This window comes from Catenulispora sp. MAP12-49, assembly GCF_041262705.1.
Taxonomy (GTDB): domain Bacteria; phylum Actinomycetota; class Actinomycetes; order Streptomycetales; family Catenulisporaceae; genus Catenulispora.
Genome location: NZ_JBGCCP010000060.1, coordinates 22,997 through 34,605 on the forward strand (window position 1 = coordinate 22,997; position 11,609 = coordinate 34,605).

At 70.8% G+C, this 11,609-nt stretch carries 13 protein-coding genes and 1 pseudogene; 8 read left to right on the forward strand and 6 right to left on the reverse strand.

Going from position 1 to position 11,609, the window contains the following annotated elements; all coding sequences use genetic code 11:
• Nucleotides 1-58 precede the first annotated feature (58 nt).
• The 3 genes and pseudogenes from ABIA35_RS47255 to ABIA35_RS47265 all read left to right on the forward strand — a co-directional run.
• Nucleotides 59-499 carry a DUF6325 family protein gene (locus ABIA35_RS47255; protein WP_370362374.1) on the forward strand — a complete coding sequence of 147 codons (441 nt, stop codon included), beginning with the start codon at nt 59-61 and terminating at the stop codon, nt 497-499.
• A gap of 9 nt (nt 500-508) precedes the next feature.
• A complete protein-coding gene (locus ABIA35_RS47260; RefSeq protein WP_370362375.1) occupies nt 509-814 on the forward strand; it encodes an SHOCT domain-containing protein in 306 nt (101 codons plus the stop codon).
• A gap of 125 nt (nt 815-939) precedes the next feature.
• Nucleotides 940-1,239 (forward strand): annotated as a pseudogene (locus ABIA35_RS47265) (CHAT domain-containing protein); the annotation flags it as partial.
• Nucleotides 1,240-1,737: 498 nt separating this feature from the next.
• Here ABIA35_RS47265 and ABIA35_RS47270 read toward each other — a convergent pair.
• From ABIA35_RS47270 to pflB, 4 genes are all read right to left on the reverse strand, one after another.
• Entirely contained in the window at nt 1,738-2,355 is a 618-nt protein-coding gene (locus ABIA35_RS47270; RefSeq protein WP_370362376.1) for a hypothetical protein, read from the reverse strand.
• Between the two features lie 352 nt (nt 2,356-2,707).
• Nucleotides 2,708-2,959 (reverse strand): hypothetical protein, encoded by a 252-nt coding sequence (locus ABIA35_RS47275; RefSeq protein WP_370362377.1) that lies wholly within the window; start codon nt 2,957-2,959, stop codon nt 2,708-2,710.
• A 31-nt stretch (nt 2,960-2,990) separates the two neighbouring features.
• Nucleotides 2,991-3,779 (reverse strand): pyruvate formate-lyase-activating protein, encoded by a 789-nt coding sequence (pflA, locus tag ABIA35_RS47280; protein ID WP_370362378.1) that lies wholly within the window; start codon nt 3,777-3,779, stop codon nt 2,991-2,993.
• Between the two features lie 6 nt (nt 3,780-3,785).
• Nucleotides 3,786-6,038 (reverse strand): formate C-acetyltransferase, encoded by a 2,253-nt coding sequence (gene pflB, locus ABIA35_RS47285; protein WP_370362379.1) that lies wholly within the window; start codon nt 6,036-6,038, stop codon nt 3,786-3,788.
• Nucleotides 6,039-6,303: 265 nt separating this feature from the next.
• On the opposite strand from pflB, the gene gap reads away from it, so the two are divergent.
• The 3 genes from gap to ABIA35_RS47300 all read left to right on the forward strand — a co-directional run bounded on the left by gap (nt 6,304) and on the right by ABIA35_RS47300 (nt 8,917).
• Nucleotides 6,304-7,302, forward strand: coding sequence for a type I glyceraldehyde-3-phosphate dehydrogenase (gene gap / locus ABIA35_RS47290; RefSeq protein WP_370362380.1), 999 nt, complete (start codon nt 6,304-6,306; stop codon nt 7,300-7,302).
• 126 nt (nt 7,303-7,428) lie between these two features.
• Entirely contained in the window at nt 7,429-7,932 is a 504-nt protein-coding gene (locus tag ABIA35_RS47295) for a universal stress protein (protein WP_370362381.1), read from the forward strand.
• 49 nt (nt 7,933-7,981) lie between these two features.
• Nucleotides 7,982-8,917, forward strand: coding sequence for a universal stress protein (locus ABIA35_RS47300; protein ID WP_370362382.1), 936 nt, complete (start codon nt 7,982-7,984; stop codon nt 8,915-8,917).
• 84 nt (nt 8,918-9,001) lie between these two features.
• On the opposite strand, the gene ABIA35_RS47305 is transcribed toward ABIA35_RS47300, so the two are convergent.
• Nucleotides 9,002-9,868: a universal stress protein gene (locus tag ABIA35_RS47305; RefSeq protein WP_370362383.1), complete on the reverse strand. Its 867-nt coding sequence runs from the start codon at nt 9,866-9,868 to the stop codon at nt 9,002-9,004.
• Between the two features lie 178 nt (nt 9,869-10,046).
• Here ABIA35_RS47305 and ABIA35_RS47310 point away from each other — a divergent pair, with 178 nt between their 5' ends.
• Nucleotides 10,047-10,355, forward strand: a complete 309-nt coding sequence (locus ABIA35_RS47310; protein WP_370362384.1) for a hypothetical protein — start codon at nt 10,047-10,049, stop codon at nt 10,353-10,355.
• A 111-nt stretch (nt 10,356-10,466) separates the two neighbouring features.
• Entirely contained in the window at nt 10,467-11,126 is a 660-nt protein-coding gene (locus ABIA35_RS47315) for a response regulator (RefSeq protein WP_370362385.1), read from the forward strand.
• A gap of 30 nt (nt 11,127-11,156) precedes the next feature.
• Here the strand turns inward: ABIA35_RS47315 and ABIA35_RS47320 are convergent.
• Nucleotides 11,157-11,609, reverse strand: a 453-nt coding sequence (locus tag ABIA35_RS47320; RefSeq protein ID WP_370362387.1) for a sensor histidine kinase, incomplete at its 5' end; no start/stop codon positions are given.

An 11,609-nucleotide genomic window follows, 5' to 3' on the forward strand; every position in this document is an offset into this window, starting at 1 on the left:
GCGCGGGTGCCACGCGTGTGCTGATGGATACAGGATTCTCCTGGCAGGAGGTCAGCACATGCCGAAAGCAGCGTTCGCGGACTCGATAGGCCCGGTCGACGTAGCGGTGATCGCCTTCGACGGGAACCAGTTCAACGGCGACGTCGCTCCGGCGATCGCGGAACTGCAGGACAACGGAACGGTCCGGATCATCGACCTGACCTTCGTGTTCAAGGACAGCGACGGGAAGGTGGCGGTCGTCGAGGCCGAGGACTCCGCCATCGCCGCGGCGTTCGAGCGCATCACGAAGTCGCAGTTCGACCTGCTCAGCGACGACGACCTGGCGTCGATCTCCGACGCCCTGGAGCCGGAGTCCTCGGCCATGGTGGTGGTCTGGGAGAACACGTGGGCGTCCCGCCTGGGCGCCGCGGTGCGGGAGTCGAACGGCCGCGTCGTCGCCCTCGACCGGATTCCGCGGGACGTGGTCCTGGAGGCGTTCCAGGCCTTGGAGACAGATTAGGAGAAGGCCATGCCACGACGTATGGGGCGTCCAGGACTGATCCGCACGGTGGGGCGCACTGCGGTCGTCGCAGGCACTGCCACCGCGGTGTCCGGCGGCGTGCGCCGGAGAGGCGCCGAGCGGGAGCAGGCCGCCGCAGCGCAGCAGCAGGCCGCGGCGCAGACGCAAGACCAGGCGCAGGAGCCGGCACCGAGTCCGGCCATGTCGATCGATGACCAGGTCGCGAAGATCAAGGCGTTGGGTCAGCTCAAGGATGAGGGGCTGCTCACCGAGGAGGAGTTCGCGGCCGAGAAGGCCAAAATCCTCGCCTCATAGCGGTACGTCTGCCGGTCAGACTACCCCGCCTCACCTGAACGGGTCAGACACGAGCAGAATCTGATCATTCGCAGACCCGCCATTCGGACCTCACCACGACCGGCCAGGCCGGAGGCGAGTTCGCGTTCCTGTCCGCTTGCAAAAGCGCCGTCGGCGGCGTGGCCATGCTCGACGAGTCCGTCAACCTGGCCGCCGCCTTGCACTTCGCCGGCTGGCGCCGGGTCATCGGAACCCTCTGGTCGGTGTGGGATGCCGACGCCGCTCAGATCACCGCGGACGTATACGCCCGTCTGACCCGAAACGCCGACCTCGGCACACTCAGCCCTGCCCAGGCTCTTCACGCCACGCTCCGGAACTACCGCCGGCGTCACTACTATGCCGATCAGCCCAGCAGGTGGGCGCAGTTCCTGCACATCGGGCCTTGATGTCATCCGCTGGTGGCAACGGCCACGGCTGCAGGCCAAGTCCGTTGGCTACTTGCCCGCCGCTCCGGTTGGCCTCTGACGGAAGCGGCTCTGACGATCGCTGGGTGCCGTCAGCCGTCCGTCAACAAACCACTGCAAGTGTTCGCTCCCGATGAAGGCCTCGGTGCACCTGGACTCTGACGATGTGACGGGAACCGCTCCGGACTCCGGTCCCGCAAAGGCCTTCGAGCGTTGTGCGGCCGCGGTCGACCTCCTGGAGACCGCTGACGCCACCCGCGAGGAGTTCGATCGCCTCTTCGCGGACTTCAGCCTGATCCCGCGAGGCTGGCCCGGGCGGGAGGAACTCGCCGAGCAGCCGGCGAAATCGGCGCTGCCCGGCCGGAGGACTACGATCCGGGTGATTCACAGGCGCTCCCGACGCACGGACACCCGACGCCCAAGGCCCGGACCTCGACGGTCCGGGCCCGGTGGTCGATCGCGAAGGCGCCGACCAGGTGTTCAGATCAGCGAGCGGTGCTTCCGGACGAACGGGAGCCGGGACCACCAGGCGCCCAGGCCCAGGCGGCTGGCGGTGCCGAAGGCGGCGACGGCGATCAGGGCGAGGGCTTCCAGCACGTGGTCGTCGACGAAGGGGTTGACCGAAGAGGTGGCGGCGCCGGCCGCGGTGTGCTGGGCCGGCGGGTAGACCGCGAACCACATCATCGCGACCAGGGCCACGCCGGAGACCGCCGCGACGCGCAGGCCGACGCCCAGGATCAGGGCGCCGCCGACGCCGAGCAGGCCGAGCATGAACGCCCAGTCGACGAAGCCGTTGCCGGCCATGGAGTGGAACGCGGACTGGAACGGTCCGACGGCCACGTGGCTCAGGAAGCCCTTGGTCGGGGAGCCGCCGTGGATCCAGGCGTTCTTGGAGGACGTGGAGTAGTGCAGGCCGAAGGTCTTGTCCAGGAAGGCCCACAGGAAAATGAAGCCCACGCCGATGCGCAGCGCGGCGATGGACGCCTCCTTCGCGTCGACGGCGGCCGTCGAACGCTCGGCGGCGATCGACGCCTTCGCCGGACGCCGCGTGAAGTGGAACCGACCGGCCAGGTGGGCCCCACCATGCTGTGTGCTCATCGCGCTGTCTCCCATCAGAGGTCTGAGTTTTCCGTCCCGTGTTGTCTCACCACGGAGTGTTGCCGACCGGTCGGGCGGCGGTACCGTGCCGAAAGTCCCGACTGTCAGGGCCGATGGTCATGCCGAACGGCACGCGGGAGCCCGCGGTGCCGACATCCCGCACCGCGGGCTCGCGGCCAGGGCCCTGAATCCCTCGTCCACGGTGTCCTTCGGCACTGGTAGGCCGCTCCGCGAACGGAGCTGACTGGGCGTCACGGGAATCAGAAGGCTCCCATGCCCGGAATCCGGGCTGTTGTCGGAACGCCGCCGCGCCTGCGCCCTGGCGGTCCTTTGCGTGTCGCTGCTGGTGGTGTCACTCGACAACACCATTCTGAACATCGCGCTGCCGGCCCTGGTCGTCCGACCGCACGCCACCACGACCCAGCCGCAGTGGATCGTCGACGCCTACGCCGTGGTGTTCGGCGGTCTGCTGCTGGTCGCCGGCAGCCTGGGCGACCGGATCGGGCGCAAGCCGGTGTTCCTGGCGGATCGGGCAGGCCGTGGCCGAGCATCCGCGCCGGGTGGTGGTGCGCACCGGGATCGGCGCGGAGCGGGTGCTCGGCATGCTGGTCGGCGAGGGCCTGATATCTCCAGCCTCAGAACGCCGGCAGCCCCGCCGCGGCGAACCGGTCCCGGGCCCGGCGTACCTGATCGGGCGTCGGGGTCGGCGTGTCGGCCAGCGGGAAGCGGATGCCCAGAGCCCGGTACTTCGCCGCGCCGAGCTTGTGGAACGGCAGGACGTCGACCCGCTCGACATTGCCCAGCGAGGCGGCGAAGCGCGCCACGCCCGAGACGTTCGCGGCGCCGTCGGTCAGGCCCGGCACCAGGACGTACCGCAGGTGCACCGGGACGGCACGCTCGGCCAGGCGCCGGGCGAAGACCAGGGTCGGATGCAGTTCGCCGCCGGTCAGCCGGCGGTACAGCGCGCGGTCCCAGGACTTGACGTCCAGCAGGACCAGGCTCGTCGCGGCCAGCAGTTCGTCGTCGGCGCGGACCCCCAGGTATCCCGAGGTGTCCAGCGCGGTGTGCAGTCCCAGGCCGCGGAACCCGTTCAACAGCGCGGCCGTGAAGCGCGGCTGCAGCAGCGGCTCGCCGCCGCTGACGGTGGCCCCGCCGCCGGAGGCCCGGATGAACGGGACGAAGTCCGCGGCCTTGGCCACCAGCTCGGCGGAGCCGGTGGGGGTGCCGTCGCGCATCCGCCAGGTCTCAGGGTTCTGACAGTACTGGCAGCGCAGCGGGCAACCGGCGGTGAAGACAGTGAACCGGGTTCCCGGCCCGTCGACGCCGGTGCTCAGGTCCCAGCTGCTGACGGAGCCGACCACGGCCTCGGCCGGCTTGGTGCCGGCCGTGGCCGTGGTGCCGACCGGGAGTCCGGTGGCGGTCACAGGAGCTCACGCCTTCTCGTGGAAGGTGCGGCTGATCACGTCGAGCTGCTGCTCCCGCGTCAGCCGCACGAAGTTGACGGCGTAGCCGGAGACCCGGATGGTCAGCTGCGGGTACTTCTCCGGATGCTCCATGGCGTCCACCAGCGTCGCGCGGTCCAGCACGTTGACGTTCATGTGGAATCCGCCGCAGGAGAAGTAGCCGTCCAGGATCCCGGCCAGGTTCACCGCCCGCTCGGCGTCGGCCCGGCCCAGGGCCGCCGGGACGATCGAGGCGGTCAGCGAGATCCCGTCCAGCGCCTGGTCGTAGGGGAGCTTGGCGACCGACACCGCCGCGGCGGCCAGGCCGTGGGTGTCGCGGCCGTTCATCGGGTTCGCGCCCGGCGAGAACGGCGTCCCGGCCCGGCGGCCGTCCGGGGTGTTGCCGGTCTTGTGGCCGTAGACGACGTTGGAGGTGATGGTCAGCACCGACTGGGTGTGCCGCGCGTTCCGGTAGGCCGGGTGTTGACGGACCTTCGCCATGAACCGCTCGACCAGGCCGACCGCGATGGCGTCGGCGCGCTCGTCCCCGTTGCCGTAGGCCGGGAAGGCGCCCTCGGTCCGGAAGTCCACCGCGAGGCCGCTCGCGTCCCGGATCATTTTCACCCGTGCGTGCTTGACCGCCGACAGCGAGTCGGCCGTGACCGCGAGCCCGGCGATACCGCAGCCCATGAGCCGCTCGACGTCGCTGTCGTGCAGCGCCATCTCAATGCGTTCATAGGCGTACTTGTCGTGCATGAAGTGGATGACGTTCAGCGCGTGCACGTAGGTCGCGGCCAGCCAGTCGAGCATCGCGTCGAAGGCGGCGTCCAGCTTCTCGTACTCCAGGTACTCCCCGCCGATCGGCTCGAATCCGGGCGCGACCGTCTCGCCGCTCATCTCGTCCCGGCCCCCGTTGATCGCGTACAGCAGAGCCTTGGCCAGGTTGACCCTGGCGCCGAAGAACTGCATCTGCTCCCCGACCGCCATGGCCGACACACAGCAGGCGATCGCGGTGTCGTCGCCGAAGCGGGGCCTGATCAGGTCGTCGGACTCGTACTGGATGGAGCTGGTGTCGATGGAGACCCGCGTGCAGAACTCCTTGAAGCCGGCTGGGAGGTCTAGGGACCACAGCACGGTGAGGTTGGGCTCCGGCGCCGGACCGAGGTTGTAGAGCGTCTGCAGGAACCGGAAGCTGGTACGGGTCACCAGCGGCCGGCCGTCCTCGCCGATGCCGCCGATGGACTCGGTGACCCAGGTCGGGTCGCCGGAGAACAGCTCGTCGTACTCCGGGGTGCGCAGGAAGCGCACGATCCGCAGCTTGATGACGAAGTCGTCGACGATCTCCTGGACCTGCTGCTCGGTGAGCCGGCCGGCGGCGAGGTCCCGCTCGAAGTAGACGTCGAGGAAGGTGGAGACCCGGCCCAGCGACATCGCCGCGCCGTTCTGCTCCTTCACTGCGGCCAGGTAGCCGAAGTACAGCCACTGCACCGCCTGACGAGCGTCGCCGGCGGGCCCGCTGATGTCGAAGCCGTAGGACGCGGCCATCTCCTTGAGCTCCTCCAGAGCCCTGATCTGTTCGGCCAGTTCCTCCCGCGCCCGGATCGTCTCCTCGTCGGCCCACCGCGCGTCCAGAACGGCCCGGTCGGCGCGCTTGGCCGCGATGAGCCGGTCCACGCCGTACAGCGCCACGCGCCGGTAGTCGCCGATGATGCGGCCACGGCCGTAGGCGTCCGGCAGCCCGGTGATGATCCCGGCCCGGCGGGCCGCGCGGATCTGGGGGGTGTAGGCGTCGAAGACCCCGTCGTTGTGCGTCTTGCGATACTTGGTGAAGATCTCCTGGACGCGCGGATCCGGGGCGATCCCGTACGCCTTCAGGCCGGCGGCCACCAGGCGCCAGCCGCCGTTCGGCATGATCGCGCGCTTGAGCGGGGCATCGGTCTGCAGGCCGACGATGATCTCGTGGTCGCGGTCGATGTAGCCGGGAGCGTGGGCGGTGATACCGGCCGGCGTACTCGGGTCTACGTCGTACACACCGCGGGCGCGTTCGACCACGAACATCTCCCGCAGCCGCCCCCACAATGCGGTGGTCCGCTCCGTGGGACCGGCCAGGAACCCGCCGTCGCCGAGGTAGGGCGTGTAGTTCGCCTGGATGAACCCGTGCACGTCGATGCCGTCGCGCCACGGGCCCGCGGTGAATCCGTCCCAGGCCGTCACGGGAATGTCGGCCACTGCAGCGGTCATGGTCCTTGCCTCCTCGCTCGCGGTGCCGGTCACCGGGCACTGTCAGGATCGCGCCATGCCACCGGGTGGACTAGACCAGTCCGACCCGGTCACACCGGGCCCAACGGCCCTGGCGAACGGCGGAGCGCCGGAGCTGTCACTGCCCGGCCAGGGTCGATCGATCGCCGCGGACGGGGCCCTTCGACCCTGGTCGCCGCAGGCGGGTCGCCGCTTCGGTGGACAGCGAGGACACCGGCTGAAAAGCCACGACACTTCGGAGGGCGACATGAGGATCGGCATCAACGGATTCGGCCGGGTGGGCAGGGTCTTCCTGCGGATCGCCGCCGAGCGCGGGCTGGAGGTGGTGGCGGTCAACGACGCCGCCGACCCCGCGACCACGGCCCACCTGTTCGCACACGACTCCACCTACGGCCGGCCCGCCGCCGAGGTGGCCTACGAGGACGGCACGCTGCTCGTCGACGGTCGCAAGATCCTGATGACCCGGCACACCGAACCCGAACGCCTGCCCTGGGGCGAGCTCGGCGTGGATCTGGTCATCGAGTCCACCGGACGGTTCCGCACCCGCGAGCAGGCCGCCGCGCACCTGACCGCCGGCGCCGGCAAGGTCCTGATGTCCGCCCCGGCCAAGGGACCGGTGGACGCGACCATCGTGATGGGGATCAACCAGGAGTTCTACGATCCCCAAGAGCACGACGTGGTCTCCAACGCCTCGTGCACCACCAACTGCGTCGCCCCCATGGTCGACGTCCTGCACCGGCACTTCGGCCTGGTCCACGGCTTCATGACCACCGTCCACGCCTACACCGGCGACCAGCGCCTGCTGGACGCCCCGCACAAGGACCTGCGCCGGGCCCGCTCCGCGGCCGGCAACATCATCCCGACCACCACCGGCGCCGCCAGGACCGTCGGCCTGGTCATCCCGGAGGTCGCCGGGCTGCTGGACGGTGTCGCCGTCCGCGTGCCGGTCCCCACCGGATCGCTGGTGGACCTGGCCGCCGTGCTGCGCCGGCCGGCCGGTGCCGAAGAAGTCAACGCGGCGTTCCAGCAGGAGTCGCAAGACCGGCTGCGCGGGGTGCTGCGCATCGCCGAGCAGGGGTTCGTCTCCAGCGACGTCGTCGGCGACCCGGCCTCGTGCGTGTTCGACGCGCCGCTCACCCAGGCCCAGGGCGACCTGGTGAAGGTCTTCGGCTGGTACGACAACGAGTGGGGCTACTGCGCCCGGCTCGCCGACCTGGCCCAGTACATGGGAGACCGGCTCGGGTAGTGCCCGGTCCCGGCACCGGACCGGACATCCGGCCCGATCCGGGACCTTCGGCTCTGTCGTAACCCCTGGCCGCCCCGAAAGCTGGTTCTGGGGCCACCACTGACTTGCGACTGATCAGAGCCCGTCATGAGAACCACTGTCGTCGTCGGCTACGACCGCACCCTGCCCAGTGGCAGAGCTCTCCTGGAAGCCGGCCGCGAGGCCGCGTACCGGGACGCCGATGTCACCGTCGTCCATGTTCGCCGTCCGGATACGGCTGCCCGCGGAACGGGTGCGGCCGAACGCGAGGCGTCAGCCCCCATCGCGTCTTTCGGCGCCGGAGTTCTGCGGCACCGCTATCCAGGCCTGACGGCGCCCGAACCCCGCGCCGGGGCCCGGGCCGCGCTCGACCAGATCCTGGCCGAACGGCAGGAGCGCTGCGTACGGGTCCGGGCCGACGGCGAGGTCGTCGCCGGATCGCCGCCCTCGGTGCTGACCGCCGCGGCCGCCTGCGCCGACCTGGTCGTCGCCGGTGCCCGCCGGCGCCACAGTGGGCACTGCGCCGAGCGCTACAGAGTGCGGATCGGACCAGTGGCCCAGGCCCTTCCGCGCGGTGCGGCATGCCCGGTGATCATCGTGCCCCACTCCTGAGCCGCAGGGCGCCCGACCGGCGGCGCCCCCGTCGCGAAAGGACGAGATCATGAGACCCAGCATCGTCGTCGGCTACGACCAGATGCCGCAGACCCTGCTCGCGCTGGACGAGGCAGCCGCCGAAGCCGACCGGCGCGCGGGTGTGCTGACCGTCGTGCACGCCTTCCAGCGGGCGACGTGGGCGGCCAGACCCGGCACGGAACCGATCTCCGCGGAAACGGCGCACGCCGGCGCGCGGCGGATCGCCGAACGGGGCGCCGACCACGTCCGCTCCCGCCATCCCGGCCTGGAAGTCCGGACGCTCGCGGCGGAGGGCTCCACCGCGACGGTCCTCACCGAGGCCGCGCGCGACGCCGATCTGCTGGTGGTCGGATGCCACGGGCACGTCGCCGGACTCGTGCTCGGCTCCGTGACCGCCCGCGTGGCGACCCGCCCCGGCCGCCCGACCATGATCGTCCGTGGTGGCCGGCACGAACCGCGGGGAACCGTTCTGGCGGCCGTCGACATCGACGAGCCCGCCGACAGAATACTGGCCTTCGCGTTCGACGACGCCCGCCTCCGTCGAACCGGGCTGAAGGCGATCAGCGTCCGGGAATCCTTCTGGCCCCGCACCTACGCCGGCGACACCGGCGGGCTGCGGGCGGCCTCGATCCAGGGCGAGGACAACGCGGACCTGACCCTGCAGGACCTGCTCAGGCCCTGGCAGGCCGAATACCCCGAGGTCCACGTGCGGCGCGAACTCGCCGACGGCCCGGCGGCCACGATCCTCATCGCCGCCTCCTCGCACGCCGACGTCATCGTCGCCGGAGCCCACCACCACAGCACGCAGGGCCGGCCCACCGGGGACGCACACCTGGGACCGACCATCCACCCGCTGCTCCTGCGGACCGACTGTCCGGTCGTGATCGTGCCCCACAGCCCGGTCCGCGCCGGACCCCGCTCGGCCCGGCAGCCCTCCGCCGACCGGCACGCACCGGCCCGCTAGATATATCGACCACGAGCGCTGTTCGGCCGGATTGGCAGAGCACTGATTACTTCCGGAGCCGCGATGGTTGGGTGATCGGCGCCTTCAGCTCAGCGGCACCACGGCGACCGGGCACGCGGAGTAATGCAGCACCGTGTGCGTGACCGGGCCGATCTGCATCCCGTGGCCTTCGCCGTGCCGCCGGGCGCCGGTGACGAGCACGTCGGCCCGGTGCGAGGCCTCGATCAGGAGCCGGCCGGCCGAGCCGGTGGCGACCTGGTGGAACGGCTGGACCTCGGGGTGCCGGCGCTGGGCGGAGTGGATGAGCGCGGAGAGCCGGTCCTCGCGTTCGCGCTCGATGGCCGCGATGTCGTCGGCGATGCCCGGGTCCTGCTGGCCGTAGGCAAGGATCCAGGGCTCGTCCCAGACGTGGATCACGGTGAGCCGGGCCTGGCGTCGGGAAGCCTCCAGGAACGCGAACTCCAGGACGGCTTCGCAGGGTTCGTCGATGTCCACCGCCGCCACGACCCGGGAGTGGTCGGCGTCGGTCTCGCCGCGGACCACCAGCACCGGGCAGCAGGCGTCGGCCACGGTACGCATCGCGGTCGAGCCCACTTGCAGATCGCTGAAGCCGCCCTTGCCACGACTGCCGACGACCAGCAGTTCGGCACCGTGGGCGGCCTGTGCCTGGAGCTTGCCGGCCGAACCCACCAGGGCGTAGGGCCTCACCCGGAGCCCGGGACGACGCTTGGCGACGCTGTCGGCCCCGTGCTGCGCGACTGCCTCGGCGGTCTTGCGCGCGGCGTCCTGCGAGTCCGCCGGCGGCACGGGCGAGCCGGAAACCACCGGCCGCTGGAAGGTGGTGACGACGTTCAGGTCCGCACCGCGCATCGCCGCCTCACGGGCCGCCTCGGCCAGCGCGACGTCGCTGTGCGGGGTCTGGTCGTAGCCGACGACGACGGTGCTGTTCATCATTCCTCCACCAGGGCTGAAGCCTGCGCGGCACTCGCGCCGCTCCCACCGTCGCGGCTGCGGCGACGGCGTCCCAGGGTCCGAAGTCCCGGTCAGGTCAGGCCGATCGACCGCTTCGCGGCCCCGCCCGGCTGTACGACCCTTGGAAGAGAGGAAACCACGCAAAAAGGACACCGCCATGAGCACCGTCATCGACACCCCGGCCACACCCCCACGCGTCTCCGTCGGCAGCGAGCACAGCCAGGACGCCTATCGGGACGTCCTGCTCGCGGTGCAACGCGCCCTGGCCGCGAACTGGGACGACGACCAGCCGCGCATCGCGGTGGTCGAGCGCAACGGGATCTCGACCGTCTACGTGAGCACCATCCAGACCGTGGGATCCGGGGCCCGCCTGGACATCCGTGGCGCGGTCCGGGCCGCCCTGGCTCCGTACTCGCCCCTCGCGCCCTACACCAGTGTCATCTTCCTTCGGCGCGGCGCACCCTAGAACTCGATCCCCCCGGTCGCCGAAGACAGGACCTTCGGCCCGCCCTGACCGCTCACGGAAGCCCTAATCTCTCCAGGAGGACACCGGAGCGGGCCTGCGGGAGGCGGATTCATGAACGGCAGCAAGATCGGCGTGTTCCTGCTGGACGACCACCAGGTCGTACGGCGGGGGTTGAAGGACATGCTGGAGGACGAGCCGGACTTCGAGGTCGTCGGCGAGGGCGCCACCGCCGCCGAGGCTCTGGCCCGGGTCCCAGCACTGCGGCCCCGGGTCGCGGTCCTGGACGTGCGGCTGCCGGACGGCGACGGCGTCACCGTCTGCCGCGAACTGCGCTCGAAGCTGCCGGAGCTGTCGTGCCTGATGCTGACGTCCTTCGCCGACGAGGAGGCGCTGTTCGACGCCATCATGGCCGGCGCCTCCGGCTACCTGCTCAAGCAGACCCTCGGGCCGGACCTGGTGTCGGCGGTGCGGACGGTGGCCGGCGGCGAATCGCTGCTGGACCCCAGGCTCGCGGCCAAGGTGATGGCCAAACTGCGGGCCGCCGACGAGAAGAAGGACCCGCTGGCGCAGCTGACCGCACAGGAGCACAAAGTCCTGGACCTGATCGGCGAGGGCCTGACCAACCGGCAGATCGCCGAGCGGATGTTCCTGGCCGAGAAGACCGTGAAGAACTACGTCTCCGCGCTGTTGGCCAAACTCGGTCTGACCCGGCGGGTCCAGGCCGCGGTGATGGTGTCCGAGATCAAGTCCGGACAGACTCGCCGCCAGTGAGGGCGCGGCGCAAGGCACCGCGCCCCGACATCAGGCCTCCAGTGGCACCCGCCACACCAGAACGGTGCCGCCGTTCTCACCCGGTCCGGCCGTGAACTCTCCCCCCAAGGCCGCGGCCCGCTCCGCGAGGTTGGCCAGGCCACTGCGCCGTCCGGCGTCCGGCATCCCGCAGCCGTCGTCGGCGACACGCAGCACCAGATAGCCGTCGGTGGTCGCCACGTCCACATCGACCCGCGAGGCCTTCGCGTGCCGCGCCACATTCGACAAGGCTTCGCGGGTGACCGCCAGGGCGTGGTCGACGGCCTCGTCCGAGACCTCGAAGTCGACCGGCCCGGTGAACCGCACCGCCGGGCTGAAGCCCAGCGCTTCCACCGAGTCCTGACACACTTGCAACACCTGGGCCCGCAGCCCGGGGGCCTCGTCGCTGGTCGCGTGCTCGGAAAGCGCGAAGATGGTCGAGCGGATCACCTTGATGGTGTCGTC